Consider the following 25,311-nt stretch of genomic DNA (forward strand, 5'->3'; position numbering starts at 1 on the left):
TCGGACGCCTACCGGTCTCCGCGCCGGCGGCCGCGCAGCGCAGGACATCAGCGCGGGAACGGGAAGCAGCACAGTCGTGGCGGAGCGGCGATGACGCGCGGTCCAGCGGGCGGCGTCTCCGTTCTCGACCGCAGCACTCGCCCGCATCGCGCTCCACCGGTGTCGAACTGCCGTTCCGCCCCGGAACGCAGTGCAGCACGAACCGCCCCAGGGCCGCTCACGGCTACCCGGTGCGGCGAGCGCGCAAACTCCCCCGATGCCCGTGTTGACGCGCTAGGAACCCTGCTCGCACCATTGCGCTATCAGCAATCCGGTGCGTCATCGGCAACACCGGCTTGCCGCACGTCGTTGGAGGGGCTGATGAGGATCCTGATCGCCGACGCCTTTCCCGAGGAACACCTCGACCGGATCGCTGCAGCGCACGACTGCGCGTACGAGCCGGACACGACCGCGAACCAGCTGACCGACCGGATCGGCGACCGCGAGGTGCTGGTCGTGCGCAGCACGCGCGTCACCGCCGAGACGTTGGCGGACGCGCGGTCCTTGCGGCTGGTGGTCCGGGCCGGGTCGGGGACGAACACCATCGACCGCGACGCCGCCTCCCGCTTGGGCATCCACGTCGCGAACGTGCCCGGGCGCAACGCCGTCGCGGTCGCCGAGCTCGCGCTGGCGCTGTTGCTGGCCCTCGACCGCAACATCCCCGACACCGTCGCCGACCTGCGTGCCGGGCGGTGGGACAAGAAGCGCTACTCCCGCGCCCGCGGCTTGCTCGGGCGCGACGTCGGCGTGATCGGCCTCGGCCAGATCGGGCTGGCCTTCGCCGAGCGCGCCGCCGCCCTCGGCACCCGCGTGCACGCGGTGGCCAAGCCGAGTCGCGCTCCGGAGACGCTGGAACGCGCGCGGGACATCGGGATCACCTTCGTGGACGACCTCACCGTACTCGCGCGCACCTGCGACGTGCTGTCACTGCACCTGCCGTCCTCGGACACCACGCGGCACCTCGTCGACCGCGAGCTGCTCGCGCACGTGCAGCCGGGGACGATCCTCCTCAACACCGCGCGCGGTGACCTCGTCGACGAGGACGCGCTGATCGAGGCGATGGACAGCAAGGGTGTGCGGGCCGGCATCGACGTGTTCGTCGACGAGCCCGGGACGCCGACCGGCACCATCGACTCCCGGCTGGCCGCCCACCCGCACGTCTACGGCACCCACCACATCGGCGCCTCCACCGAGCAGGCGCAGCACGCGGTGGCCGAGGAGGTCGTGCGCGTGGTCGAGGAGTTCGCCGCCGGGACCGTGCTGCACTGCGTCAACCCGGAGGCGGCCGACTTCGCGCCGTCCGCAGCGGTGAGCGAGGTGCCATGAGCGCCCCGCGCACCGAAGCGCCGACCGCGAGGATCACGGCGCGGTTGCCGCGGGGCTTGGTGCTCGACCACCGGCCGGGTCACCGGCCGGCCGATGCCGCGCGGGTCCGGGAGGCCTACGACTCGGGCCGGTTCCCGCGCGGGCCCGGGCCCGCTGCCGTGGTGTACCGGATCGCGGAGGGCGGGCACGCGCAAACCGGCGTGCTCGCGGAGGTGGCCGTCGACGACTACCGCACCGGGCGGATCCGGCCGCACGAAGCCACCCAGCCCGAGCGGGAGCGGCGGCTGACCGAGTTCACCGAGCTCTCCGGCGTCGAGCAGATGCCGGTGATGCTCGCCCACTCCCCCAGCCCCGGCCTGCGGTCGGCGATCCGCCGGATCACCGCCGCCGAGCCCGACCTGGACTTCGGGACCGAGGACGGCGCGCGGCACACCGCGTGGATCCGGCAGGACGGTGAGCTCGCGCGGGCGGTCGAGCAGGGGATCGGCGGCATCGAGGGCGCGCACATCGCCGACGGCCACCACCGGATGGCCGCAGCCGAGCACTACGCCGCCCGACGCCGCCACCTGGGCCCGGACCACCCGGCGGCGTTCACGCTGGCCGCCCTCTTCCCCGCCGATGAGCTGCGCGTCTTCGGCTACCACCGCTGCGTGCCGGTGGAGGGCGCTTCCGCCGCCCGGCTGCTCGACGAGCTCACGTCCCTCCCGGTGACCGCGTGGTGGGAGCAGTGCGCCACCGCCACCCCGGAACCCGGCGTCGTCGTGGTGCGGTACGGCGACGAGACCTACCGGATGGGTCTGCGCTCGTCCGGTGCGCCTGGGCACGTGCGCGGCTCGTTGGACGTGGTCACCCTCGACGAAGAGGTGCTACCCGCACTCGGCGCCTCGCCGACCTCGTGCGGCAGCGGCGCTCCCGAGCACTGCCGCTACCCCGCCGGTGCGGCGGTGCTGCTCCTGGCCCACCCGCCGACCATCGAGCAGATCATGGCCGTCTCGGACGCGGGCTTGGTGATGCCCCCGAAGTCGACGTGGTTCGCACCCAAGCCCGAGCCCGGGCTCTTCCTCCGCGATCTCACCGGCTCCCCTCTGGGCCGCTGAGAGGCCACCTCCGCGTTCGAGTCCCCCACGCCGTTGACAGCGTGTAATCACTGTGTGGCGCCAACATCGCCCCTTCGTTCACCCGATAGACCTAAATACTTGAAGGTACGGTAACCGCCGGTTACCTTCGACAGGGCAAGTCACGGTTCGGTCACGACACCCCGACCAGGCGCCCCCGACCTGCGGTCGTGCCCGGATCACCCCCGACCAGGAAGGCGAACGTGGGCATCTTCCGGAACGCGGGCCGCACCCCGAGGCCCGCCCCCGTCGCGCAGAGCCCCGGCAAGCCCGCCGCACGCGGTGGTGCACCCCTGACCACCCCCGACCAGGAGGTCACGCGCCCGTGGTAGCCACTCCGCTGAGCACTCCGCAGGACGTCGTCCGCACGCGGTTCCAGCAGGTGGTGGGGCGTCTGCGCGATGCGCTGCCCGGTTCGCCGCTGCGATCTGCCGCCGGCGCCCCCGACCTGCCGCGGCACGCACCGGACGCTCTCCCCGACGGCGACGCGGTGACCGGATCCGCGAGCACGGTCCCGGTCAACGCCGCCGACGGCGTCCGGCTCCACACCGAGGTCGACGGCGACCCGGACGCGCCGGTGACGGTGGTGCTCTGCCACGGGTACCTGGCCGACAGCGCCATGTGGCTCTTCCTGCGCTCCGCGCTGGGCACCGGTGCGCGTGTCGTCTCCTACGACCACCGCGGCCACGGCCGGTCCGCGGTGGGCACGCGAGCTCGGCTCGACCTCGGCCAGCTCGGTGACGACCTGGCCGCCGTCCTCGACCAGGCAGCACCGACGGGACCGGTGGTGCTCGTGGGACATTCGATGGGCGGCATGGCGATCATGTCGCTCGCCGAGCAGCGCCCCGAGCTGTTCGGCGAGCGGGTAGTCGGCGTCGGGCTGGTGACGACCGCGGCGTCGCCGGTCAACGGGCGCGCCGTGCTGCCGCCCGAGACCGCCAACCTCGTGCTGGCCGCCATCGACCGGCTGCGCCTGACCCAGGTTTCCTGCCACGCCATCCGGCACGCGGCGCGGCTGGTGGCGCGGAGCTTCGCCTTCGCCTCCCGGGTGCCGCCGTCGCTGGTCGACTTCCTGCTCCAGCTGACGAGGCCCAACCCCGTGCACGCGCTGGTCTCGCTCATCCCCCAGTTCCTGACCCTGGACAAGCGGGCGGCCCTGCCGGTGCTGGGCCAAGCCGACACGCTCGTCGTCGGCGCCGAGCACGACCAGACGATCGAACCCCGGCACAGCGAGGCGATCGCCGACGCCGTCCCGAACGCGCGCCTCGCGATGGTCCCCAAGGCGGGCCACATGGTCCCGCTGGAACACCCTGCGGTGCTGGGAGAACTCCTGCAAGGCCTCATCACCCGCGCCACCACCCGACTCGCCACCGCGTGACCGCAGCACCCCAGCCGGACAGACCCACCAGTACCCACCGAGGCGAGCAGCAGAGCCGCCGCTCCGGCCGCCATTCCGCCAAGTGCTGTCAAGCTTCGCGCGGCCCTCGACCCGGAACTTCGAGCCTCGAACTTCGCGAGAACCTCGAACGAGAGCCCAGGACGGAGACGGCCCGCAGAGCCGCAAAGGCTTCGAGGCGACCCGCGGGAGAGTCGCCGTCCTAGGTGCAGAACGCAGCCCGCACCACCGCAGGGGCATTGAGGGGCAGCTCGCGGCGGCAGCCACTTCGGCAGGTGTGGCACCCCACTCGCACCGCCGCAGGCATTAGGGGCGACCCCCAGTGGGCCGCCGTTCCAGTTGTGAGACTCAGCCCGAACCGCACGCAAGATCCGGGCGGCTCGCGGCGGCCGCCGCTCCTCCAGGTGCGCGCCTCAGCTCGCACCGCCGCAGGTTCTGAGCGGCTTCGTGGCGAGCACGCCGCGACGCCGCGTTCGAAGTGCTCGAGGAGCGGCGCACGGAGTCCGCGGAGCCGCTCAGGTCTGCCACCCGCACCGCCACGCACAGCCACCCGATCACAGGCGAGACAGCGCGATGTCGGCTTGGACGAGGTTGTCCACCTCCTCCTCGGAGTACCCGAGGGCGGTGAGGATGCGTCGGGTGTCGGCGCCCTGCTCGCGCGGGGCGGAGCGGGCGCTGCCGGGTGTCCGGTCCAGCTTGATGGGGATGCCGATGCCCCGGTAGCCGTCGCGCTCGACGACCATCCCGCGGTGGCGGACCTGCGGATCGGTCAGCGCTTCGCCGACGTCGTGCACCGCCGTCGCCGGCACGCCTCGGGCCAGCAGCGCCTCGGCGAGCTCGTGGCGGTTCCTGCCGGCGATCGGCTCGGCCAGCAGCGCGCGCAACGCCTCGACGTGGTGGACCCGGTCGGCGTTGGTCGCGAACCTGGGGTCGGCGGCGAGCTCCGGGACGCCGAGGACGTGGACGAGGGCGTGGAACAGGCGGTCGTTGCCGCCGCTGATGAAGATCAGCCCGTCCGCGGCGTCGAAGGTGTCGTAGGGCGCGATCGACGGGTGCGCGGATCCGGTGCGCTGCGGGACCTCGCCCGAGGCCAGCCAAGCCGCGGAATGCGGGTGCAGCAAGGAGATCGCGGTGTCCAGCAACGTGCAGTCCACCAACTGGCCCCGGCCGGTGGTGTGCCGGTCGTGCAGCGCCAGCAGGATGCCGGAGAACGCGTAGATGCCGGTGACCACGTCCACGATCGGCACGCCGACCCGCAGCGGCGGACCGCTGCGCTCGCCGTTGATGCTCATCAACCCGCCGTAGGCCTGCAGGATCGCGTCGTAACCGGGGGTGGATCCCATCGGCCCGTCGGTGCCGAAACCGGTGATGCGGCAGTGCACGAGCTCGGGGAAGCGCTCGACGAGGACCTCGTCGGAGTAGCCCCACCCGGCCAGCGTTCCGGCCTTGAAGTTCTCCACGAGCACGTCGGCGTCGGCGAGCAGTTCGCCGAGCAACCGCCGCCCTTCCGCTGAGCCGAAGTCCAGGCAGATGTTGGCCTTGCCGCGGTTGATCGCGGAGTGGTACGCGCTCATCGAGTCGGTGACGAACGGTGGTCCCCACGCACGCGTGTCGTCGCCGGCCGGTGGTTCGACCTTGACGACCTCCGCGCCGTGATCGGCGAGCATCTGCGTGCACAGCGGTCCGGCGAGGATCCGGGACAGGTCGAGAACCCGGACATCTCGCAGGCTGCCGGTCGGTTCTGGTGCGGTCATCGCTGATCCCGTTCGCTCAGTAGGACTTCGGCAGTCCGAGGACGTGGTGGGCCACGTAGTTCAAGACCATCTCCTGGCTCACCGGCGCGAGCCGCAGGATGCGCGATTCCCGGAAGTAGCGCTCCACGTGGTACTCGCGGGCGTAGCCCATGCCGCCGTGGGTCTGGACAGCCTGGTCGGCTGCTTGGAAACCGGCTTCGGCGCACAGCCACTTGGCCATGTTCGCCTCCTTCCCGCACGGCAGGCCCTGGTCGTAGCGCCAGGCGGCGTTGCGGGCCATGAGCTCGGCGGCGTCGAGGCGGGTCGCCGCCTCGGCGAGCGGGAAGGCGATGCCCTGGTTCTGCCCGATCGGCCGGTCGAAGACGACCCGCTCCCGGGCGTAGCGGACGGCTCGGTCCAGCGCGGCCCGGCCGATGCCGAGGGCTTCGTGCGCCAGCAGGATGCGTTCCGGGTTGAGCCCGTCCAGGAGGTAGGTGAACCCCTCACCCTCCGCCCCAACGCGGGCGCTGTCGGGCACGAACAGGTCCTCGATCACGACCTCGTAGGAGGACACCGCGTTGCGCCCGAGCTTCGGGATCGGGCTCAGGTGCACGTGCCGGGGATCGATGTCGATGAGGAACAGCGACATGCCGTCGATCGACCGGGTCACGTCTTCCCGCCGGGTCGTTCGGGCGATGAGCACCATCTTCTGCGAGTCGCCGGCCTTGGTGATCCACACCTTGCGGCCGTTGATGACGTAACCGCCGTCGACGCGTTCGGCGAAGGTGGAGATCCGCGTCGTGTCGGTCCCGGCGTCGGGTTCGGTCACGCCGAAGCAGACGTGCAGCGACCCGTCCGCGGCGGCGGGCAGGATCTCTTCGCGCAGCTGCTCGCTGCCGTGCTTGACGATCGTGTTGAGCCCGAAGATCGTCAGGTGCATGGTGCTGCAGCCGTTCATGCCGGCACCGGAGGCCGCCACCTCTTCCAGCAGCAGCGCCGCTTCGAGGACACCGAGCCCACCCCCGCCGTACTGCTCGGGGATGGCGATGCCGAGCCAGCCGCCTTCGGCGAAGGCGTTGTAGAACTCCCACGGGAACCGGTTGTCCGCGTCGCACTCGGCCCAGTACTCGTCGGAGAAGCTTCGGGCGAGCTCACGCGCACCCGCCCGCAGGTCCTGCTGGTCCGCGGACAGCTCGAAGTGCATGGTGGTCCTTCCCGGGGACGTGTGTTCGTATATCCGAACGCACACGCGGTTGTGGGAACGACTTTGGTCCGCGGAACTCGGCCTGTCAACCACTTGACAGTGATGCGGTTCACTTCTTACGTTCTTCGCGATTCGAACACATCGTTCGTATTTGCGAACGATCGAGTCGCTCCCCACTCCGATCCCCGAGGATGTGAGCAATGGCGCTGGGCCGTGCTGGATCGACACCACGAAATCCGCCCTCCCGCACGGCCGTCGGGCCCGCCGTGGTGATCGGTTCGGCGCTGGAGTGGTTCGACTTCTACCTCTACGCCTCGATGGCCGCGCTGGTCTTCAGGAAGCTGTTCTTCCCGGCGGGCAACCCGGCCGCGGCGACCCTGGCCTCGATGGCCACGTTCGCGGTCGGCTTCCTGGCCAGACCCTTCGGCGGCATCCTGTTCGGGGCCCTCGGCGACAAGTTCGGCCGCAAGAACGTGCTGTCGGCGACCTTCCTGCTGATGGGCATCTCCTCGGGCCTCATCGGCCTGCTGCCGACCTACACCACGGTCGGCGTGACCGCCCCCGTCCTGCTGGTGGTGCTGCGCGTGCTCCAGGGGCTGGGCGCCGGTGCCGAACTGGGTAGCGCGACGGCCGTGGCCTACGAGCACGCCGACGCGAAGAGCCGCGGCTTCCGGGGATCGCTCCCCGCGCTGGGGGTCAACATCGGCCTGTTCGCCTCCTCGCTCACCGTCACGGTCCTGACCAGCCTGAACGAGGACTTCCTGCTCTCGTGGGGATGGCGCGTCCCCTTCGTGGCCACCTTCGCGCTGGTGGGCCTCGGGTTCTGGGTGCGCAGGCGGATGCCGGAGACACCGGAGTTCGAGCGAACCGTCCGCTCCAAGGCCGCGCGCAAGCAGGTGCAGCCGCTGCGGTCGATGCTCAGGTCGGACTGGCGCGGGCTCGCCGTCGTCATGGCGGTCACCCTCGGCTACAACGGGGTCAGCTACATCTTCAAGACGTTCTCGCTGTCCTACCTCACCCAGTTCCGCGACGTGCCCGCCAACGTCGGCGCGTTCGGCATCACCCTCGCCAGCGCCTGCGCCATCCTCACGGTGCCGATCGCCGGCAGGGTGTGCGACGTCGTGGGCGCCAAGCGGGTCATCCTCGTCGGTTCCGTGGCCACCGCGGCGCTGGCGTTCCCGTTCTTCTGGCTGCTCGACACCGGGCAGAACGTGCTGATCTGGACCGCGCTGGTGCTGGCCACCGGTGTCGTGGTGCCGTCGATGCTCAGCGCCCAGGGAGCGTTCCTCTCGCAGCAGTTCCCCACCCGCACCCGCGTGTCGGGGCTGGGGACCGGTCGCGAGGTCGGCGGCGCCTTCTCCGGCGGACTCGCGCCGGTGGCCGCGCTCGCCCTGGTCACGGCAACGCCGGGGAACGCGACGTGGGCGGTGTCGTTGATGTTCGTCGCCGGTGCGGCGTTCATCGGTGCGGGCGCGCTGTTCGACCAGCGGAAGGCGGTCGAAGCGGCTGCCGAGCGGTCCCCGGCAGCCGTCGCCGAACCGTCCTGATCCGCCGACGGTAGGTTCGCACCATCGAGGTCACCGAGCACGACGGGGGATGCAGTGCCAGTTGCGGAGACGGGAGCGGCGAAGGCGCACCGGACCGTTTCGCGGATCACGACCATCCTGGAACTCGCCGCGACGCACCGGAACGGCGTCCGCCTGGCTTCGCTCGCCGCGGAGCTGGACGCACCCCGCTCCTCGCTGCACGGGTTGGTCAAGGGGCTGGTCGCCACCGGTTACCTGCGCGAGGACGACGGCACGTACACCATCGGTCCCGCGGTCGGTGCTCTGCTCGCCGCCGCACCGCCGACCGTGGCGGAAGCCGCCCGCCCGGCGATGGAGCGCCTGCACGAGCGGTTCAACGAGACCGTCATGCTCGCCACGCTGGTCGGTGGCTCCGTGGTGTACACCGACACCCTCGAATCGACCCAGCCGATCCGCTACTCCGCCCCGCTGTCCACTCGACGCCCGCTGCACCCGACCAGTTCGGGCAAGTGCTTCCTCGCCTTCGGCTCGGAGCGGTTCCGCGAGAGCCACCTCACCGACCTTCCGCGGCGGGAGGAGGTCCGCCGCGAGCTGGCGCAGATCGCCGAGGAGGGCGTGGCGATCAACCGGGGAGAGACGCTGCCCGACATCAGCGGGGTCGGCGCGCCGATCTTCGACAGCGGCCGCGTGGTCGCGGCCATCGCGGTCGCAGGCCCCACCACGCGCGTCGCCGACATCGTCACCGAGATCGCCGAGGCCACCCGCACCGCAGCCCGCGACGTCTCCCACCACCTCACCGACCGCTGACCGCCCCCCGCGGGAGCCGTCAGAAGCTCCTCGTCTTCAGGTGGGGACTCAGCTCGCACGCCCAAGTCGTGAGCGGGTTCGTGACGTGCACCGCGATGCCGTGTCGGTCCGCACCAGGAGTGGCGCACGGACACGGAGCCGCAGACAGCGCTCACGAACAAGAGGACCTACCGGCGTTCGAGCAGGACGACGGGGATCGTTCGGGAGGTCTTGCTCTCGTAGTCCGCGAAGCCGGGGTACCGCCTCTTCTGCTCTTCCCAGACGAGGTCGCGTTCGGCGCGGTCGAGGACGCGTGCGCGGACCGGGATGGTCTCCGTCCCGAGCTCGATCTCGACCTCGGGGTTCGCGCGCAGGTTGTGGTACCAGTCCGGGTTCTCCTCGGCACCGGCGGCGGAGGCGAACACCGCCCAGCCGTGGTCGGTCTCCTGGTGCATCAGCGGGTTCACCCGGGTCGTGCCGCTCTTCGCGCCGACGTGGTGCAGCAGGAGCATGGGAGCTCCCTCGAACTGGCCGCCGACCCGGCCCCCGTTCCGGCGGAACTCGTCGATGATCTTCTGGTTCCACTCAGCTGCGCTGGTCATGACCCACCTCAGATCTGTGACGGAGCAGTTCCCGCCAACATCCTCCCGGCCTCCGACCACCGCCGCACTCCGGTGCGAGCGCCGGTCCGCCGGAGGACGGCGTGCGGCGGGGCTTGTCCGAGGCGGTTCCGCGCGCAGGGGCACGGCGACCGTGCCCCTGCGCGCGGTGGGATCCTGCCCTCGTGAGGAACGCCTTCCTCGGGAGAGCGCAGGCGCGAGCCGCCTAGAACCAGTGGCTGCGTCCGCCGACCTTCGTGCCCGCGCGGCCCAACACGAACAGCACGACTCCCACCAGCAGCAGGATGCCGCCGACGGTCGTGAGGATCGAGATCTTCAGCAGCACGCCGAGGATCAGGAGGATGACACCAAGAGTGATCATCAGTAAACGCTCCGGAGATCGATTGTTGGGATCGAGATCCGAATACCCGCACACCCCGCTCCTAACCTCCTGGGTGGGGTGACGCCGGACACCCGCTTCGATCAAGGCGCGCCTTGCCGCCACGCGGGCCGGGCCGATCGCGTCACGAAAAGAATTGACGAAGAATGCCCCGGTGACGTTCGAGAAGAACATGCCTTCCCCGGCTCGATTTCGCTCAAACATCCGTTCGCAGTGATGCGCACTACACCCCTGCGACCAACGATGGCCGGTCGAATCGATCCACGAAGATCATTTCCGGATCAATTCATTCCTCCACTGTGGACCAGGGAAGCGTCCCGTGCCGTGCGCTTTTCACACCCGGCGCTCTCACCTGGTCAAATGTTGATCTTCGTGTCGCCACGAGGGCCCGCGGACTCGTGTTTGTTGCGCACTCGTCGCCGTGTGTAGGCTTCGCGTCAAAGCCAATCGAGGGACCGGCAATAGCCGGTGCTCCCGCGGAGCGGTCGATCCAAGAATTCGGTGATCCGAGGATTCCCGGTTCGGATGCCGGGGTATGTCCACGGGTGCCCTTCGAGCTTCGGGGAATTCGGAGCACATCACTTCGGAAGACCCGCGTTCGAAGAGCAAGACACGTTTCACGACCCGCGTGGATCGACGGGAGTTGATCTCTTTCCATGACACGCAGTGCACATTCGAAGAACGCGGATGACGACGAGTCCGACGAACCGCGCGCGGAACGTCGATCCCGAGAACCCCGCGAGGAACGTCGACCGCGCGTCAAGCCCGTCGTGCTCGTCCGCAAAGCACGCGAGCAGTTGGAGGAGCTCATCGGCATGGAGAGCGAGTCGATCTCCGCGTTGAACAAGACCGGGGACGGCTGGCAGTTGAACGTCGAGGTGGTCGAGACCCCGCGTGTCCCCGACACGACGAGCATCCTCGCCACCTACTCCGTGCACCTCGACTCCGACGGGGACCTCATCGGCTACGAACGGGTCCGCCGCTACTCACGAGGCCGTCTCGATGAGTAGGTGCCCCGACCACGCGACAACGCCGGTGCCGACCAAGGAAGGAAGCTGATGACCCAGGCAGTGCAGCAGTCCGGGGGCCGTGGTGGTGGCTCCGGCAACCTCTACGACATCCTCGAGCTGATCCTCGACCGAGGAATCGTGATCGACGTGTTCGTCCGCGTCTCGCTGGTGGGGATCGAACTCCTCACCGTCGACGCGCGGATCGTGGTGGCCAGCGTGGACACCTACCTGCGCTTCGCCGAGGCGTGCAACCGCCTCGACCTCACCAACGCCACCAACGCCTCGGGTCTGCCCGACCTCGTGGGCAACTCCGTGGAGAAGGGCGCCAAGGGCAAGACCAAAGGTGCGCTGACCGGCGCGGCCGAGTCCCTGTCCGAGACGTTCCAAGGCGCGCAGAACGAGCGGCGCCAGAAGCGCACGTCCCGCGCGCGTGAGGAGTCCTGATGAACACCTACGTGTACGGAGTGGTCGCCAGCACCCATCCGCGAGAGCTGGACGGCGTCACCGGCGTCGGCTCGCCGAGCGCACCCGTGCGCGCGGTCGAAGCCGGTGACCTCATCGCCGTGGTCAGCGACGCACCGGAACAGCTGCGTGCCAAGAGGCGCGACCTGCTGGCCCACGAAGCCGTCCTGGAGCGGCTGTGCGCTCAGGGAGCGACGCTGCCCATGCAGTTCGGCATCGTCGGCCAAGGGGACGCGGCCGTCGCCGAAGAGGTGTCGCGCAACGCCCAGGGCTACTCGCGCCTGCTCGACGAGCTCGCGGACCGGGTGGAGATCAACGTGAAGGCGCGCCACCTCGAAGACGCCGTGCTGCAGCACGTCCTGCTCAACAACGACGCGCTCCGCCGGCGCAACGAGCAGATGCAACGGGAGGGCGGCGGCACCTACGACGAGCGCCTCCAGTTCGGTGAGCAGGTGTCCGAGGCGGTCCAAGCACGCGAAGGCCAGGACTCGAAGACGATCATCGATGCGCTGGCACCGTTCGCCGTCCGGCACCGCGAGGGCCCGGCCGTGGATGGAGCGTTCGTCAACGCCTCGTTCCTGGTGGAGCGGAGCGACGTCGAGGCCTTCGACGCCGCTGTGACGGAGTTGAGCAACACCTGGGCGGAGCTCTTCGAGCTCCGCGCGCGGGGACCGCTCCCGCCGTACAGCTTCACCGACCCCGCAGAAGCCGGCGCAGCCCGGACGAGGTGATGAGTCGCGATGGGCCTGCTGAAAGAGGTGTTCCTCCTGCCGCTCGCGCCCGTGCGGGGCGTGGGCTGGACCGTGGAGCAGCTCCTGGACGCCGCCGAGCGCGAACAGGTGCGGAACATCCGCGCAGAGCTCGTCCAACTCGAGCAAGACCTGCAAGAGGGTCTGATCAGCGAGGACGAGTTCGACGCGCGGGAAGACGAGCTGCTGGACCGGCTCGACGAACTCGAGGCCGGCCTGAGCGACGACAGCGGTACCGCCGGGCGGGACGGGTGATCCCGGTCCGCCCGGCGAGTGCCGGCAGCAAGGCGAGGAGGATGTCGTGACCCAACCGGCACGACGTGACGGACTGCTCGGCGGGAGCCCCGAGCGGTCGACGACCTCGGCGAACGGTGCGAACCTCGCCGACATCCTGGAGCGGGTCCTCGACAAGGGCATCGTGATCGCGGGCGACATCCAGGTGAACCTGCTCGACATCGAGCTGCTCACCATCAAGGTCCGGCTGCTCGTCGCCTCGGTCGACAAGGCCAAGGAGATGGGCATCGACTGGTGGGAGCACGACCCCTCGCTGTCCTCGGGCCGCATGGGAGACAACCGGAGGACGGGCGAGATCGAGGGCCGCACCACGCGCACCGACGAGCTCGAGGCCGAGAACGACGAGCTGCGCGAACGCCTCGCGGCGCTGGAACAAGCGGTCTCGCGGCCGGAGGAACGCACCGAGCGGCCGTCCCGAGACCGCGCGCGAGGTGATCGGCCCCGGGAGCGGAGGCGTGAGAAGTGACGGACACGGTGTACTACTGCTACGCGGTCACACGTCCCTTCGACCGCGAGGTGCTGCCGTCGCTGCGCGGCATCGGCGGAGCACCGGTCAACGCGGTGGCGCACGGCGACCTCGTCGCCCTGACGAGCCCGGTCAGCGCCGAGGAGTTCACCGAAGCGGGCCTGCAGGAGCGGCTGGAGGACCTCGACTGGCTGGCTGACGTCGCCCGGGCCCACCACGCGGTCGTCGACGAGGTCGCCCGCCACGCGGCGATCGTGCCGCTGCGGCTGGCCACGGTCTACCGCGAGCAGGCCCGGGTGACCGAGGTCTTGCGCAGTGATGAGCAGCGCCTCAGCGAGGCGTTGGACCGGCTGGAAGGCCGGTTCGAGTGGGGCGTGAAGGTCTTCGCACCGCAGCAGCGGCAGCAGGAACCGGCGCGCGCGGAGCAGAGCTCCGCGGCGTCCGGCCGGGACTACCTGCGGCGCCGCCTCGACCAGCGCAACTCCCGTGAAGCATCGCTGCAGAAGGCCGAGGAGAGCGCCGCTGCCGTGGACGCCGAGCTCGCCGACCTGGCCGAAGCACGCCACCGCCACCGCGTGCTCAGCAGCGAGCTCACCGGGACGCGGGACCAGAACGTCCTCAACGTCGCCTACCTCGTCCCGGTCGACGACCAGGAGCGCTTCCTCCGCCGCTTCGCCGAGCTGGAGGAGGAACACCCGGGCTGCTCGCTGCAGCTCAGCGGCCCCTGGGCGCCCTACTCCTTCATGCCGGACCAGGTCGAGGTGGCGGAGTCAGGTGAGTAGCAGCGAGCCGGTGTTCGGCCGCGGTTTCGCGGCCTCCGACGACCTCCCCTCGGCGGACCGGGAGATCGCGCTCGTCGACCTGCTCGACCGGCTGCTCGCCGGAGGCGTGGTGCTGACCGGCGACCTGACGTTGTCGATCGCGGAGGTCGACCTCGTGCACATCTCGCTGCGCGCGTTGATCACGTCAGTCGCCGAGCGCGACGGCACCGCGTGGAACCCCTTCAGCAACGACCCGCCGTGACCACCGAACCCGGAGAGCCCACCATGACCGACGACGAGAAGGCGCCGACCAGCACCTCCAGCGGTGATGCCGAGCGTTCGCCCGAGGACGTCAACGAGGCGCTGTCCCAGGCGGTCCAACGCGTGGAGAACCGCATCAACACCGACAAGGACAGCGTCGAGCGGGACCTCATGAAGCTCGTGCTGACCATCATCGAGCTGCTGCGGCAGCTGATGGAGAAGCAGGCGCTGCGCCGGGTCGAAGCGGGAAACCTCACCGATGACCAGGAAGAGCGCATCGGCCTGACCCTGATGCTGCTCGAAGATCGCATGACCGAACTCCGCGACCGCTACGACCTGACCCCGGAAGACCTCAACCTGGACCTGGGTCCCCTGGGCAACCTCCTCCCCCGGTGATCTTGTTCTTCGGGGGTTGCTGGCTCAGCGGCGCGGGTGGCAGGACCTGAGCGGCTCCGTGGCTCCGTGGCTCCGTGCGCCACTCCTTGAGCATTCCTTCCTGTACGCGGCGTCGCGGCGTACTCGCCACGACGCCGCTCGGAACCTGCGGCGGTGCCGGATGAGTCCCACACCTGACACAGCAGCTCCCGCCGCGGCCGCCTGAAAGCCTGCGGTGGTGCGGGCTTGGCGCCCACCCTGGAGCACTGTTGGCGCCGCGGGCGTCCCTCGGTGTCTGCGGGGGCAGACCGAGTCTTGAGTCCCACACCTGAAGAAGCAGCTTCTGCCGCGGGCCGCACCAGTGTTGGCGGCAGTGCGGACTTGGGTCCCCGCACCTGGAACGGCGGCTCAGGGCCTGCGGTGGTGCGGGCGTGGTATCAACCACAGCTGGAGCAGCCTGGCCGCAGCACGCCCCATGCCTGCGGGGCAGACTGAGTCCCGCGCCTGGAACGAGGGCTCCCCGCGGGCCGTCTCAGGGCCTGCGGGGTGGCGGGCTGGGTCTCGGGTTCGACGTTCTCGCGAAGTTGACGGGGAACTTCGGGCCTCGAACTTCGCGAGAACGTCGAGGGGGCTCCCTGCGCGGCTGTCGGGGAACGCTTTCGAGAGCCTCCCGCGCAGCCCTGGGCAGGACTTGGGGCTGGGCCGTCGGCGCCTGTGGGGCGCCGACGGCTCGGGTGTGGGGTGCGTCCCCTCAGACGAGTTCGAAGCCGTTGTAGTGGGAGACGGCGATGCCGTCGCAGACCTGCTTGTACGTGCCCACTCCCCCGACGAACGGCATGAAGACCCGCTTCTTGCCCGGGATGTTGGCGCCCATGTACCAGGACGCGGCGGAGGGCATGAGGGTGAGGTCGGCGACGTCGTTGGTGGTGTTGACCCAGTTGTCCTCGGCGGCGAGGTCGGGCTCCATGCGGCGCTTGCCGCGGTCGCGAAGGTGCCGCAGCGCGTCGGTGACCCAGTCGACGTGGTACTCGATCGAGGTCATCATGTTCGACAGCACCGACGGGCTCTGCGGACCGGTGATCATGAACAGGTTCGGGAACCCCGCCGACATCAGGCCGAGGTAGGTGCGCGGCCCGTCAGCCCACTTCTCCCGCAACGTCGTGCCACCGCTGCGGACGTCGATGGCGTTGAGGGCGCCGGTCATCGCGTCGAACCCCGTCGCGAAGATGATCACGTCGACCTCGTGCTCGGTGTCGCCCGCGACGATCCCCCGCCGGGTGATCCGGCGGATCGGTTCGTCGTTGATGTCCACGAGGGACACGTTCTCGCGGTTGTAGGTCTCGAAGTAGCCGGTGTCGACGCACATCCGCTTCGACCCGACCGGGTAGGACACCGGCGTGAGCTTCTGCGCCAGTTCCGGGTCGTGGACCTTCTCCCGGATCTGCCGGCGCACGTGCTCGGAGGCGGCTTCGTTGGCCTCGGCGTCCATCAGGATGTCGCGGAAGGTCTGGGTGTAGCAGAGACCTCCGTCCAGCCAACGCCTTTCGAGTTCGCGCTGGACGGTGTCCGGGTCGGAGTCCACGTAGTACTGCGTGTTCTCCTCCCCGCACTGCATGCCGACCTTCGCCATGCGGCTCAGCTCGCGGAACTCCGGGTAGCGGGTCTTGACCTCGCGCAGCCGGTCCTCGATCGGCCCGTTGCGGGCGGGGATCGCGTAGGACGGGGTGCGTTGGAAGACCACCAGGCTCCGCACTTCAGGAGCGATGGCGGTGATCGTCTGCAGGCCGGAGGAGCCGGTGCCGATCACGGCGACGCGCTTGCCCGACAGGTCCACGCCTTCGTGCGGCCAGCTCGACGTCCAGTACTGCTCCCCCGCGAAGTCCTCGCGTCCCTCGAACTCCGGCTTCGACGGCACCGACAGGCAGCCGGTCGCCGCGATCACGTACCGCGCGGTGCAGCGCGCACCGTCGTCGGTCGTCACGGTCCACTCGTCGGCCTCGTCGTCCCAGTCGAGCGCCTCGACGCGGGTGTTGAACGTGATGTCCGCGCGCAGGTCGTAGCGCTCGGCGACGTGCTGGGCGTAGGACAGCAGCTCGGGTTGCGCGGCGTAGCGCTCGCGCCACTCCCACTCCTGCTCCAGCTCGGGGTCGAACGAGTAGGAGTACTCGATCGTTTCGATGTCGCAGCGTGCGCCCGGGTACCGGTTCCAGTACCAGGTGCCGCCGACGTCGCCACCGGCTTCGAAGACCCGCGCGGACATGCCGAGCTCGCGCAGCCGGTGCAGCTGGTAGAGGCCGGAGAAGCCGGCTCCGATGATGATCGCGTCGTGGTCGGGCATCAGATCGCCTCCCGGAACCGGTCGGTGAACTCGTTGACGTGCTTGGCGACCAGCTCCAACCCGGTTTCGGCACCGGGCAGCACGTTGACCATCTGGAAGTAGGCGTGCATCTGCCCTTCGGCCTCCTCCAGCGCGACGGGGACCCCGGCGGCCCGCAGCGCTTCGGCGTAGGCGACGCCCTCGTCGTGCAGCGGGTCGTGCTCGGCCACGTACACCAGCGCGGGAGGCAGTCCCGCGTGGCTCTCCGCGCGCAGCGGTGAGGCGTCGGGGTGCTGCCGCACCCGTTCGTCGGGCAGGTAGTGGTCCCAGAACCACAGCATGGTGTCGCGGTTCAGCAGCAGCTGGTTCTCCGGCGCGACGTAGGAGGGCCGGTCGAAGTCGCAGTCCGTGACCGGGTACACCAGCACCTGGTAGTCGATCGCCGGCCAGGAGCGCTCGCGCGCCCGCAGCGTCATCACCGCGGCGATGTTCCCGCCCGCGCTGTCCCCGGCCACGATCAGCGGAGCACCGTCCGCGGCGAGTTCCGCCGCGTGCTCGGCCGCCCAGTTCAACCCGGTCCAGCTGTCGTCGACGGCGGCCGGGAACGGGTGCTCCGGCGCCTTGCGGTAGTTGACCATGACCACGGTCGCGCCCGTCGTGTTCGCAAGCCGGCGGCAGAGGTGGTCGTACTGGAAGTCGATGTCGCCGATGACCCAGCCGCCGCCGTGGAAGTAGACGAGCACGGCGCGCGGCTCTCCCTCCGGTCGCAGGACCCGGACGCGGAACGGGCCGCCACCACCGTCGAGCTTGAGGTCGCGCACCGAGGCGACCTCGGGTCCCGGGCCGCTGAGACCGGAGAAGATCGGCCCGCTCATCCGGGCGATCGCGGGCGTTGATTCGTGGATGGGCGGGTCACCTGATTCGGCCAACTCGGCCAGGAAGGCTTGAGAGGCGGGTTCCAACGGCATGCGCGTCCTCCTCCGGACATCGACCGCGGCTCGTCAGCCGTCGGCGACTTCCTTGGCGTACTTCTCGGTCATGTGCTCGACCGCGGCCAGCTGCTGCTCGGCGTGGCCGCTGCGGGTGTCGCGGGCGCGCTCCTTGGCGCGCAGGGTCGACTCGTGGTGGCTGAGACCCGGCCCCTGGAAGTGCGGCATGACCTCCTGGGCGATGAGCTCGTAGGAGCGCTTCGTGGCTTCCGGGTTGGCCCACTCGTGGGCCAGCAGCAGCATGGCGCCGAAGCCGCCGGACTGGTCGGCGAGTCGTTGCACCTGCGCGCGGGCGTCCTCCGGAGTGCCGATCGCGCCGATGCCCGCTTCGTTGATGAAGTCGATCATCTCCCGGATGTTGGAGCCGTCCACCGCCATCTGCGGGAACGCGGCCACCTTCTGGAAGTAGGTGAACCACTGCTCGATGCCGTGCTCGACGTCCTTGTAAGCCTGCTCGCGGGTTTCGGCGATGTGCATGAGCCCGACGAGCCGCCAGCCGGACCGGTCCGGCGTGGGCTGCCCGTAGTGGGCGGCGCGCTCCTCGACGACGTTCCAGTGGTGGGCCAGCGCGTCGAAGCCCTCCTGGGTGAGGGTGGCGCCGATGGACAGCAGCCCGGTCCCGTGCCGTCCGGCCAGCCGCGGGCCGGTGGGAGAGGCGACCGCGGCCACGGCGACGTCGAAGCGCGGCTCGGTGTAGGGCCGCAGCTGCAGCTGCGCGTCCACCAGCTTGTGCGTCGGCGTCTGCTCGGTGACGGTCTCGCCTGCCAGCAGCCGCATGATGATGTCGAAGTTGATGTCGAGCAGTTCGCGGGTGTCGGTCGGGTTGAGGCCGATCATCGCCGAGTCGGTGGGCAGCGAGCCGGGGCCTACACCGAGCATCGACCGGCCGCGGGTCAGGTGGTCGAGCATCACCATCCGGTCGGCCACCCACAGCGGGTTGTGGTAGCTGACCGAGGTCACGCCGGTCCCGAACTTGATGCGGCGGGTGCGTTCCGCGGCTGCGGCGATGAAGATCTCGGGCGAGGCGATGATCTCGCTGCCGGCGGAGTGGTGCTCGCCGATCCACGCCTCGTCGAAACCCATGTCGTCGAGGTGTTCCACGAGGCGGAGGTCCCGCTGCATGGCCAGCGTCGGGTTCTGCCCTGCTGGGTGGAACGGGGCGAGGAAGACGCCGAACCGCAACCTGCTCATCACCAGCTCCTTCGACGGCGATCAACTGACGTGCGTAACCCACGTCACAGCATCGGATGATCCTTTGCAAGACGGAGAGCGCGGCGGACCGGAACGTGTTCCGGAACTGGTTCGAGCAGGTAATGTGCGGTGCATGCGTTCCTTCGCCGAGGCGACGACCGTGGTGGGAACCCGCGACGGCGTCTACTCGTCCACCTTGGACGACGAGTGGTCGATCGGGAAGAACCCGCACGGCGGGTACATGATGGCGCTGCTGACCAGAGCAGCGCTGACGGCCGCCGAGCGGCCGCACCCGCTCGCGGTCAGCGCGCACTTCCTGCGCTCACCGGACGCGGGTGAGGTCGAGCTGCGCACCGAACCGGTCAAGCGCGGGCGCCTGTTCACCACCGTGCACGCGCGCCTGGTCCAAGGCGGCAAGGTCTGCATCGACGCCACCGTGACCGCGGGCGAGCTCACCGACGCACCGCACGAGTGGGAGGCGACGCAGCAGCCTCCGATCAAGCCCCTGCACGAGTGCGACGACCACCGCCTGCCGACCGAAGGCGGACTGCTCGGCAACATCGACGTCCGGCTCGACCCGCACTCCACCGCCTTCCTGCGCGGTGAGACGAGCGAAGGCGAGGTCCGCGGCTGGATGGAGCTCACCGACGGCACCGACTTCAACCCGCTGTCGCTGATCGTCGCCGTCGACCTGCTCCCGCCGACCATCCTCGGCTTGGGCCACACCGGCTGGTGCCCCACCGTCGAGCTGACCTACCAGCTCCGCGCCCTCCCGGCCCCGGGCCCGGTCGCCGGCTACACGCGCTGCGACGCGCTCCACCCCGACGGCTGGTTCAACGAGGACGCGTTCGTTTACGACTCCCGAGGCCGCCTCGTCGCCCAAAGCCGCCAGCTCGCCCTCTCCGGCAACGCCCTCGAGGGCCGCTGAGCCGGGCTGACCGCCGGAAGACACGACTGAGCCGTCCCCGGTAGGCGGGGACGGCTCAGCAACGGCCTTCAGTCCTCGTCTTCGGGCTTGGCGTGGTCGGCCTTGCCCGGGTTCGGGTCGCGGGAGAGGTCGATCAGCGGGTCCACGCCGGCGCCCTCCGGGCGGGCGTGGTCGGGTACGCCGGGATTGGGGTCCCGCGACAGGTCGATCTCCGGACGCTCGTTCTCGGTGCTCATGCATTTCCCCCTGTGGTCGGCAGGCGCCTCGTCCTGCGCCTGAACCTCCGCGGACCCCACCAGGATGCCGGGTGGGGTCCGCGGAAGATCGCCAGGGGCCCTGCTGTTACGGCACCATCCAGGCCAGGACCGGGAGGGATTGCAGGTAGGCGAGCACGCACATCGCGACCAGGAAGATGAGGCTCCACGGCAGGACTCGGCGGAAGATGTCGCCTTCCCGGCCCGACATGCCGACCGCGCCGGCAGCGATGGCGAGGTTCTGCGGCGAGATCATCTTGCCGAGCACGCCGCCGGACCCGTTCGACGCAGCGGCCAGGACCGGGTCGAGCCCCACCTTGTTCGCGGCGGCGACCTGCAACGCGCCGAACAGCGAGTTGGACGAGGTGTCCGAGCCGGTGACCGCCGTGCCGAGCCAGCCCAGGACCGGTGCGATCAGCGCGAACACGCCGCCCGCGCCGGCCATCCAGTTGCCGAGCGTGGCCGTCTGCCCGGAGGCGTTCATGACGTAGGCGATGGCCAGCACGGACATCACGGTGACGATCGGCCACTTCAGCTGGGCGTAGGTGGCGAAGTAGCGCTCCAGCGAGTCGTGCGCGCTGATCCCGAGGGCGGGGATGCTGAGCAGCCCGGCGATGAGCAGGAGGCTGCCCGCGCTGGTGAGCCAGTTGAACTTGAACTCGGTCATCGACAGCTCTTCGCCAGCTGCGTTGGCCACGTGCAGACCGGGCCAGTTGAACTTCACCGTCACGGCGTCGAGCAGGTCGTTGACCGGACCGATCTGGGCCACGACGAACACCGCGATGATGATCAGGTACGGCGCGTAGGCGCGCACCACCTGCGCCCGCGAGTCGGTCTGCGTGCTCGACCCGGTCTCCTCGGAGCCCTGCGGGCTCCACACCTTCAGCAGCAGGACCGTGGCCCCGGCGGCCACCAGCGCGGCGACGATGTCGGCCAGCGGCACGGAGAGGTAGTTGGCGGCCACGAACTGGGCGAAGCCGAAGGTGGTGCCGCACGTCAAGGTGGCAGGCAGGGTCTCCCGGACGCCCCTGAAGCCGTCGATGATGCCGACCAGCACGACCGGGACGAACACCGCGAGGATCGGCGTCTGGCGGCCGGTCATCGCGCCCAGCTCGGCCAGCGGCAGGTCGGTGACGCTGGACAAGGTGACGAGCGGCGAGGCCAGCGCTCCGAAGGCCACCGGCGCGGTGTTGGCGACCAGGGACACGACCGCCGAGGTGATCGGTGAGAAGCCCAGGGCCAGCAGCATGACCGTGGTGATCGCGACGGGCGTGCCGAACCCGGCCAGCGCTTCCAGGAGGGCCCCGAAGCAGAAGGCGATGATCACCGCTTGGATCCGCCGGTCCCCGCTGACCCGGGAGAAGGTCCGCTGCAGGACGTCGAAGTGCCCTGTCCGGACGGTCATGTTGTAGACCCAGATCGCGTTGATCACGATCCACAGGATCGGGAAGAACCCGAACGCCGCGCCCAACGTCGCCGACAGCACCGCCGGGCCGACCGGCATCGGGTAGACCAACACCGCCACGGCCAGGGCGACGCCCAAGGAGATCAGCGAGGCCTTCCACGCCGCCATCCGAACGATGCCCAGCAGGACGAACAGCACCAGCAGCGGCAGCGCCGCGGCCAGCGCGCTCACCCCCAGCGAGCCGAACAGCGGATCCAAGACCTGTTGGTACACCAGCACTCCCTCGAGGCGTCGAACCGTTCCGGCGCAACATAACGGCCCGTTCACCCGAGACAAGTCACACGAGCACAACGAAAACAGCTGACGCACGGGCACTTCCGACCACTTTCGGCGAATTGCCCGCTTCGCGGAGGTGGTTCTCGACGCGCTACTCGGTTGGCAGCGGACTCCACTGATCCGCGCGGAGGACTGCCGGCACGATCCGGTCAGCTGACCACCGCGCGCTGCGAAGACCAGGGCACCTCGGTGGTCAGCTGCTGGCGATCGCGGGCAGCGGCTTCGTCATGGTCGGCGGTCAGCCCGTTGAGCGGTCTCGCCGTTTCCGCGAAGCCCGATCCCGGCGCAGAAGCGGGCGTGACTCGCCGCGTTCGAGCCGGTGCCGCCTCCGGTGCCGGTCAGTGTTGCGGTGCGGGTTGCGCGAGGCCGTCGAGCGCTTCGACGAGCGGGGCGAGTTCCGGGGTCTGCGCAGCCGAGTCGAGCGCCGCGGCCAAGGCCGCGTCGTGCGTGGGACGGGCCTGTTCCAGGAGCGCTCGCCCTGCGTCGGTGAGTTCGGTGTAGATACCCCTGCGGTCCTCCTTGCAGAGGACGCGGGTCAGCAGTTCGCGATCCTCCAAGCGGCTGACCAGGCGCGTTGTCGCGCTTCCGCTGAGCGCGGTCGCGCGAGCCAGCTGCTGCATGCGCATGTGCCAGCCGTCCTGGCGGCCGAGCGCGTCGAGCACGGTGTACTCGACGACCGAGAGGCCGTGCTCCGCCTGCAACGCCTTCTCCAGCGCGGTGTCGAGCATCCCGTGCAAGGCGGCGAGCGTGCGCCAGCCGTGAGCTCGCACCTCGACGGCATCGTCCGCGATCCCCACGAGCACCTCCCCGACCTCCGAGCTTCCGTGCCCAGGTTACCAGCACGCACGTTCAGGCAGCGTGCGCAACTATCTCGCACGTCACAGTACCCGCATGTGGCAGTATGCCGCGTCTGCAATTATTGTCGACGCTCGTAACTGACGGACGCAATTCACACCAGGAAGGCCCGCACATGCCTCTCGCGCTTCTGGCCCTCGCCATCGGAGCCTTCGGGATCGGCACCACCGAGTTCGTGATCATGGGGGTGTTGCCGCAGGTCGCCGGAGAGTTCGGCGTGAGCGTCCCCGCAGCGGGCTGGCTGGTGTCCGGCTACGCGCTCGGCGTGGTCATCGGAGCCCCGGTCCTCACCGTCCTGGGCACCAAGGTGTCCCGCAAGAAGATGTTGCTGCTGTTGATGGGTGTGTTCGTCGTGGGCAACGCCCTGTCAGCTGCCGCGCCCACGTTCGCCCTGATGCTGGCTGGACGCGTGGTCGCCTCCTTCGCCCACGGCGCGTTCTTCGGCATCGGCTCCGTGGTGGCCGCCGGCCTGGTGGCTCCCGCGAAGAAGGCCTCCGCCATCTCGCTGATGTTCATGGGGCTGACCGTCGCCAACGTCATCGGCGTCCCCGGCGGGACCTACGTCGGCCAGGCCTTCGGCTGGCGGGTCACCTTCGGCGTCGTCACGCTGCTGGGCGTGGTCGGTTTCCTCGGCGTCGCCCTGCTCGTGCCCGAACAGGGCAAGCCCGAGGCCGCGAAGATCCGCACCGAGTTCGCCGCGTTCCGCAGCGCGCAGGTGTGGCTGGCGATGGCGATGACCGTCCTGGGGTTCGGCGGTGTGTTCGCCGCGATCACCTACATCGCCCCGATGATGACCGAGGTCGCCGGCTACTCGGCGGGCGCGGTGAGCTGGCTGCTCGTGCTGTTCGGGGTCGGGATGTTCCTGGGCAACCTGCTCGGCGGGAAGTTCGCCGACAAGGCCCTCATGCCTGCGCTGATCGTCACCCTCGCCGCCCTCGGCATCACCCTGCTGCTGTTCACGGTCACCGCGCACAGCCAGGCGCTCTCCGCGATCACCCTGCCCGTCATCGGCGGACTGGGCTTCGCGACCGTGCCGCCGCTGCAGAAGTGGATCCTCGACCACGCCTCCGCCGCACCCACCTTGGCGTCCGCCGCCAACATCGGCGCCTTCAACCTCGGCAACGCGCTGGCCGCGTGGCTCGGCGGTGTCGTGATCGCCGCCGGTCTCGGCTACACCGCGCCGAACTGGGTCGGCGCCCTCCTCGCCGGCAGCGCCCTGCTGCTGGCGTTCCTCGCGGCGTTCCTCGACCACCGCAGCAAGACCACCGAGACCACCGCACCTGCCGCGCCGGTCGCGGCGCAGGTCTGAACCGCACCACCGGAAGGAGATCCCCGTGGTTCCCACGATCACGCTCAACAACGACGTCACGATCCCGCAGCTGGGATTCGGCGTCTTCCAGATCCCCGAGGAGGAGACCACCGCGGCGGTCGCCGCGGCCTTGCAGGCCGGGTACCGGTCCATCGACACCGCGGCGGCCTACGGCAACGAAGCCGGTGTCGGTCGCGCGATCGCCGAATCCGGCGTCCCGCGCGAGGAGCTGTTCATCACGACGAAGCTGTGGAACAGCGACCAGGGCTACGACTCGGCGCTGCGCGCCTTCGACCGCAGTCTGGACGCGCTCGGGCTGTCCTACGTGGACATGTACCTGATCCACTGGCCCACGCCGAAGCGCGGCCTGTACCTGGAGACCTGGAAGGCCTTGGAGCAGCTGGTCGCCGACAGGCGGGTGCGCGCCGCCGGTGTGTCGAACTTCCAGCCCGCACACCTGGAACGGCTCTTCGAGAACAGCGCGCTGGTGCCCGCGGTCAACCAGGTCGAGCTGCACCCCGGGCTCCAGCAGCGCGAGTTGCGCGAACTGCACGCGGAGCACGGCATCGCCACCGAGGCCTGGAGCCCGCTGGCCCAGGGTGCGCTGCTCGACGACCCGATCATCACCGGGATCGCGGAACGGCACGGCAAGTCACCCGCCCAGGCGGTCCTGCGCTGGCACCTCCAGCTGGGCACCGTGGTGATCCCGAAGTCGGTGACACCCGCCCGCATCCAGCAGAACATCGAGGTCTTCGACTTCACCCTCAGCGAGGACGAGATGTCCGCGATCGCCACCCTCGACCGCGGACACCGCACCGGCCCCCACCCCGACAACCTCAACTGACCCCCACGGTCAGCCGTCACCGGGCACCGGTCACCCAGGTGGTGAGCACCCGGGGAGCACTTCTCGCGCGAGGTGCCCCCACTCCCGCTCACCGGCCTCCGAACAACCCGAACACGCCCGGCCTTCCCGGAGGCCGGGCGTGTCAGGCTCAGTCGAAGTTCTCGCGAAGTTCGAGCACCCAAGCCCAGCCGCACGACCCCCACGGCACAGCACCCCACTCTCCCGCACAAGCGGACCCGACCAGCGAACACACACCCGGCCGTCCGAGACGACACGGCATGTCGGGCCGGGTCACGGTTCTCGCGACATTCCGACACCCCAGCCCAAGCCGCACGCCTCCCACGACAAGGCGCCCACACCCACGCTGCGAAGACACGACCT

26 protein-coding genes are annotated in these 25,311 nt (G+C 69.9%); 16 read left to right on the top strand and 10 right to left on the bottom strand.

Annotated elements, in window-relative coordinates; all coding sequences use genetic code 11:
• Positions 1-360: 360 nt before the first annotated feature.
• The 3 genes from EIL87_RS06215 to EIL87_RS06225 all read left to right on the top strand — a co-directional run bounded on the left by EIL87_RS06215 (position 361) and on the right by EIL87_RS06225 (position 3,858).
• Positions 361-1,365 (top strand): NAD(P)-dependent oxidoreductase, encoded by a 1,005-nt coding sequence (locus tag EIL87_RS06215; RefSeq protein WP_125089204.1) that lies wholly within the window; start codon positions 361-363, stop codon positions 1,363-1,365.
• Positions 1,362-2,462, top strand: coding sequence for a DUF1015 family protein (locus EIL87_RS06220; protein ID WP_125089205.1), 1,101 nt, complete (start codon positions 1,362-1,364; stop codon positions 2,460-2,462). The genes EIL87_RS06215 and EIL87_RS06220 overlap by 4 nt, the downstream gene beginning before the upstream one ends.
• 343 nt (positions 2,463-2,805) lie before the next feature.
• Entirely contained in the window at positions 2,806-3,858 is a 1,053-nt protein-coding gene (locus tag EIL87_RS06225; protein WP_125089206.1) for an alpha/beta fold hydrolase, read from the top strand.
• 572 nt (positions 3,859-4,430) lie between these two features.
• Here EIL87_RS06225 and EIL87_RS06230 read toward each other — a convergent pair.
• Together EIL87_RS06230 and EIL87_RS06235 are read right to left on the bottom strand one after the other, a co-directional pair.
• Positions 4,431-5,630, bottom strand: a complete 1,200-nt coding sequence (locus tag EIL87_RS06230; RefSeq protein WP_125089207.1) for a CaiB/BaiF CoA transferase family protein — start codon at positions 5,628-5,630, stop codon at positions 4,431-4,433.
• 16 nt (positions 5,631-5,646) lie between these two features.
• Complete coding sequence (locus EIL87_RS06235) at positions 5,647-6,813, bottom strand: acyl-CoA dehydrogenase family protein (RefSeq protein WP_125089208.1); 1,167 nt, start codon at positions 6,811-6,813, stop codon at positions 5,647-5,649.
• Between the two features lie 200 nt (positions 6,814-7,013).
• On the opposite strand from EIL87_RS06235, the gene EIL87_RS06240 reads away from it, so the two are divergent.
• Both EIL87_RS06240 and EIL87_RS06245 read left to right on the top strand, forming a co-directional pair.
• On the top strand, positions 7,014-8,360 hold the full coding sequence (locus EIL87_RS06240; RefSeq protein ID WP_125089209.1) for an MFS transporter: 1,347 nt from the start codon (positions 7,014-7,016) through the stop codon (positions 8,358-8,360).
• Positions 8,361-8,414: 54 nt separating this feature from the next.
• On the top strand, positions 8,415-9,146 hold the full coding sequence (locus EIL87_RS06245; protein WP_125089210.1) for an IclR family transcriptional regulator: 732 nt from the start codon (positions 8,415-8,417) through the stop codon (positions 9,144-9,146).
• A 167-nt stretch (positions 9,147-9,313) separates the two neighbouring features.
• Here EIL87_RS06245 and EIL87_RS06250 read toward each other — a convergent pair whose 3' ends face one another.
• Together EIL87_RS06250 and EIL87_RS27915 are read right to left on the bottom strand one after the other, a co-directional pair.
• On the bottom strand, positions 9,314-9,727 hold the full coding sequence (locus EIL87_RS06250) for a nitroreductase family deazaflavin-dependent oxidoreductase (protein ID WP_125089211.1): 414 nt from the start codon (positions 9,725-9,727) through the stop codon (positions 9,314-9,316).
• Positions 9,728-9,950: 223 nt separating this feature from the next.
• Positions 9,951-10,298, bottom strand: a complete 348-nt coding sequence (locus EIL87_RS27915; protein ID WP_125089212.1) for a DUF6131 family protein — start codon at positions 10,296-10,298, stop codon at positions 9,951-9,953.
• Positions 10,299-10,780: 482 nt separating this feature from the next.
• Here EIL87_RS27915 and EIL87_RS06260 point away from each other — a divergent pair, with 482 nt between their 5' ends.
• From EIL87_RS06260 to EIL87_RS27355, 8 genes are all read left to right on the top strand, one after another.
• Positions 10,781-11,134, top strand: a complete 354-nt coding sequence (locus tag EIL87_RS06260) for a gas vesicle protein GvpO (RefSeq protein WP_125089213.1) — start codon at positions 10,781-10,783, stop codon at positions 11,132-11,134.
• A gap of 48 nt (positions 11,135-11,182) precedes the next feature.
• The gene (locus tag EIL87_RS06265) at positions 11,183-11,578 is read left to right on the top strand and encodes a gas vesicle structural protein GvpA (protein ID WP_125089214.1); all 396 of its coding nucleotides are present in this window, start codon (positions 11,183-11,185) and stop codon (positions 11,576-11,578) included.
• Positions 11,578-12,327, top strand: coding sequence for a GvpL/GvpF family gas vesicle protein (locus tag EIL87_RS06270; protein WP_125089215.1), 750 nt, complete (start codon positions 11,578-11,580; stop codon positions 12,325-12,327). The genes EIL87_RS06265 and EIL87_RS06270 overlap by 1 nt, the downstream gene beginning before the upstream one ends.
• Positions 12,328-12,336: 9 nt before the next feature.
• On the top strand, positions 12,337-12,600 hold the full coding sequence (locus EIL87_RS06275) for a gas vesicle protein GvpG (RefSeq protein ID WP_125089216.1): 264 nt from the start codon (positions 12,337-12,339) through the stop codon (positions 12,598-12,600).
• A 46-nt stretch (positions 12,601-12,646) separates the two neighbouring features.
• A complete protein-coding gene (locus tag EIL87_RS06280) occupies positions 12,647-13,105 on the top strand; it encodes a gas vesicle protein (protein ID WP_456114894.1) in 459 nt (152 codons plus the stop codon).
• Positions 13,102-13,887, top strand: a complete 786-nt coding sequence (locus tag EIL87_RS06285) for a GvpL/GvpF family gas vesicle protein (protein ID WP_125089217.1) — start codon at positions 13,102-13,104, stop codon at positions 13,885-13,887. Before EIL87_RS06280 ends, EIL87_RS06285 begins: the two co-directional genes overlap by 4 nt.
• A 10-nt stretch (positions 13,888-13,897) precedes the next feature.
• Positions 13,898-14,128 (top strand): gas vesicle protein, encoded by a 231-nt coding sequence (locus tag EIL87_RS06290; protein ID WP_125089291.1) that lies wholly within the window; start codon positions 13,898-13,900, stop codon positions 14,126-14,128.
• Positions 14,129-14,250: 122 nt separating this feature from the next.
• Positions 14,251-14,523, top strand: a complete 273-nt coding sequence (locus EIL87_RS27355) for a gas vesicle protein K (protein WP_267898831.1) — start codon at positions 14,251-14,253, stop codon at positions 14,521-14,523.
• A 730-nt stretch (positions 14,524-15,253) separates the two neighbouring features.
• Here EIL87_RS27355 and EIL87_RS06300 read toward each other — a convergent pair.
• From EIL87_RS06300 to EIL87_RS06310, 3 genes are read right to left on the bottom strand one after another with little or no spacing between them, the layout of a single operon-like run.
• On the bottom strand, positions 15,254-16,840 hold the full coding sequence (locus EIL87_RS06300) for a flavin-containing monooxygenase (RefSeq protein ID WP_125089218.1): 1,587 nt from the start codon (positions 16,838-16,840) through the stop codon (positions 15,254-15,256).
• Positions 16,840-17,787, bottom strand: a complete 948-nt coding sequence (locus EIL87_RS06305; RefSeq protein WP_125089219.1) for an alpha/beta hydrolase — start codon at positions 17,785-17,787, stop codon at positions 16,840-16,842. Before EIL87_RS06305 ends, EIL87_RS06300 begins: the two co-directional genes overlap by 1 nt.
• A gap of 33 nt (positions 17,788-17,820) precedes the next feature.
• Positions 17,821-18,999, bottom strand: coding sequence for an LLM class flavin-dependent oxidoreductase (locus tag EIL87_RS06310; protein WP_125089220.1), 1,179 nt, complete (start codon positions 18,997-18,999; stop codon positions 17,821-17,823).
• Positions 19,000-19,132: 133 nt separating this feature from the next.
• Between EIL87_RS06310 and EIL87_RS06315 the strand changes: the two genes are divergently transcribed.
• Positions 19,133-19,927: a thioesterase family protein gene (locus EIL87_RS06315; RefSeq protein ID WP_158628600.1), complete on the top strand. Its 795-nt coding sequence runs from the start codon at positions 19,133-19,135 to the stop codon at positions 19,925-19,927.
• A 68-nt stretch (positions 19,928-19,995) separates the two neighbouring features.
• Here EIL87_RS06315 and EIL87_RS26765 read toward each other — a convergent pair whose 3' ends face one another.
• The 3 genes from EIL87_RS26765 to EIL87_RS06325 all read right to left on the bottom strand — a co-directional run bounded on the left by EIL87_RS26765 (position 19,996) and on the right by EIL87_RS06325 (position 22,719).
• Positions 19,996-20,163: a hypothetical protein gene (locus EIL87_RS26765; protein ID WP_158628601.1), complete on the bottom strand. Its 168-nt coding sequence runs from the start codon at positions 20,161-20,163 to the stop codon at positions 19,996-19,998.
• A 106-nt stretch (positions 20,164-20,269) separates the two neighbouring features.
• Positions 20,270-21,859 (bottom strand): L-lactate permease, encoded by a 1,590-nt coding sequence (locus EIL87_RS06320; RefSeq protein WP_125089222.1) that lies wholly within the window; start codon positions 21,857-21,859, stop codon positions 20,270-20,272.
• A gap of 401 nt (positions 21,860-22,260) precedes the next feature.
• Complete coding sequence (locus EIL87_RS06325; protein ID WP_125089223.1) at positions 22,261-22,719, bottom strand: MarR family winged helix-turn-helix transcriptional regulator; 459 nt, start codon at positions 22,717-22,719, stop codon at positions 22,261-22,263.
• Between the two features lie 173 nt (positions 22,720-22,892).
• Here EIL87_RS06325 and EIL87_RS06330 point away from each other — a divergent pair, with 173 nt between their 5' ends.
• On the top strand, positions 22,893-24,086 hold the full coding sequence (locus EIL87_RS06330; protein WP_125089224.1) for an MFS transporter: 1,194 nt from the start codon (positions 22,893-22,895) through the stop codon (positions 24,084-24,086).
• Positions 24,087-24,105: 19 nt separating this feature from the next.
• Positions 24,106-24,930: an aldo/keto reductase gene (locus EIL87_RS06335; RefSeq protein ID WP_125089225.1), complete on the top strand. Its 825-nt coding sequence runs from the start codon at positions 24,106-24,108 to the stop codon at positions 24,928-24,930.
• Positions 24,931-25,311 lie beyond the last annotated feature (381 nt).

It is taken from the genome of Saccharopolyspora rhizosphaerae (assembly GCF_003931915.1).
GTDB lineage: Bacteria > Actinomycetota > Actinomycetes > Mycobacteriales > Pseudonocardiaceae > Saccharopolyspora > Saccharopolyspora rhizosphaerae.